A 1612-nucleotide genomic window follows, 5' to 3' on the forward strand; every position below is an offset into this window, starting at 1 on the left:
GTCGGCCCTGCAAAATTCAGAGAGCCACCCAGCCGACGCGAGCGGCCCTGGCTTTGCCCACGCCCGAGGCCACTGCAAGCGAGTGCACCAGCATGACGAGCGCAGCAAACAAGGGCACGACAAGGCCCCGCAGGCCCAGGCGCACGATGGCGCGCAGCAGCCATCGGATGTTGTAGCCTGCCGCGCACAGCACCGCGTGCAACGCATCGCCCGTGTCCCCTCGCAGCCAGCACCGCTCCATCCCGTGGTCCTGCTTCAGGTGCCCGATGGCCGGCTCCACCGCCTGGCGCCGCGCGAGCCAACGCCGCTGCAGCGCCGTCAGGCTCTTGAACTTGCCCCGGTGAATGATCTGAACGCCCGGGTTGTCTGCATCTACACCCCGAAAGCCCAGGTCCACGACCACCTCCTTGAGCCTGGCCCCCGTGTCCTCGGTCAGGATGCGCACCTGCTGCAGTTGCTCGGCCAAAGTGTGACCGTCATACGGGTTGCCGGTGAAGCTGCGCGCGCCCACCATCAGGCCCTGCCGGTGCGTGATCGCCACGCCCACCTTCACGCCGAACTCGTAGGGCTTGCGGGCCTTTCCTTTCCCGATGCACTCCACCTCCGGCGCGTGCAGGGCATAGAGCTTGTCCTTGTCCTTCGGGCGCTGGCAGCGGATGAGCTCGGCGCGCTGCATCAGCGTCTGCAGATTCGACCGGGCGGCTTCGCCGGCTTCATGGCTGGCCTCACCGATCTTGCGCTGCACTTCGCGCAGCACGATGCCCAGGATCGTGCGCTGGCGTTTGAGCACCTTGCGCAGGCGCTTGAATTGTCGGGCGTGGGCGTAGCCGCCAGCACGCCGGCGCAGTGTCCTGGCTTCTTTGACGAAGGTCTGCTTCAGGGCGATGCCCACCCGCCTGGCGGCCACCACCACCTTGTGGCGCGCGATCTCCAGCAGGCGCGAATCCACCGGATGGGCGATGGCCTTCTCCTGCACCGTGGTGTCCACGATCACCCGCTCGAACTCGGCGGGCCGGATCGACTTGGAGGACACGGCCGTGTCGATGGTGGCCTTGAGCAGTTCCTCCACGCCGGCCTCGCCGATGGCGGCTCGAAAGCGCCCGATCTGCGTGGCATCGCAGGGCAGGCGCGGCTCGTAGTAGGTCATGCCGCTGAAGAACTGCCACACGACGTTCTCGGCCCAGCGCTGAACCAGTTCCTCGTCGCTGAGCTTGAAGGCGTGCTTCAGGTACAGCAGGCTGGCCATCAGGCGGATGGGCAGGCGCGGGCGCCCTGCGGCAGCGACGCCAGCGCCGGCGACTTGCAGCGAGGGGCCGAAGAGATCGTCTTGTTCGAGTAACCGGCCGGGGCGGGCACGACGTGCGAAGTAAGGCGTCAAGGCCGCTTCGATCTGTGCCCAAGGCAGGCGGCTGGCCAGCACCGCCAGCGGATGGCGAAGGTCGATCATGTCGGCCAGGCGGGGGCGGAAGAAGTCGGGCGTGTCGCTGCGCTCGGCCATGCAAATCCCTCAGAAATCAGCTGCCTGTCCAACGATTCCTGGGGGATTCGGTGTACCGCCAGCCGCAAGGAATCCAGCATTCATGCGGGGTGGCGGGGTTTTGCAGGGCCGACT

Annotated in this window: 1 protein-coding gene; it reads right to left on the reverse strand. The window is 67.1% G+C overall.

The window, feature by feature from the left end; translation table 11 throughout:
* Positions 1 to 16: 16 nt before the first annotated feature.
* Positions 17 to 1498, reverse strand: a complete 1482-nt coding sequence (locus ABIC63_RS29855; RefSeq protein WP_354322464.1) for an IS5 family transposase — start codon at positions 1496 to 1498, stop codon at positions 17 to 19.
* Between the last annotated feature and the right edge of the window lie 114 nt (positions 1499 to 1612).

The organism is Pseudacidovorax sp. 1753, assembly GCF_040544975.1.
In the GTDB taxonomy this organism is placed as follows: Bacteria; Pseudomonadota; Gammaproteobacteria; order Burkholderiales; family Burkholderiaceae_C; genus Xenophilus.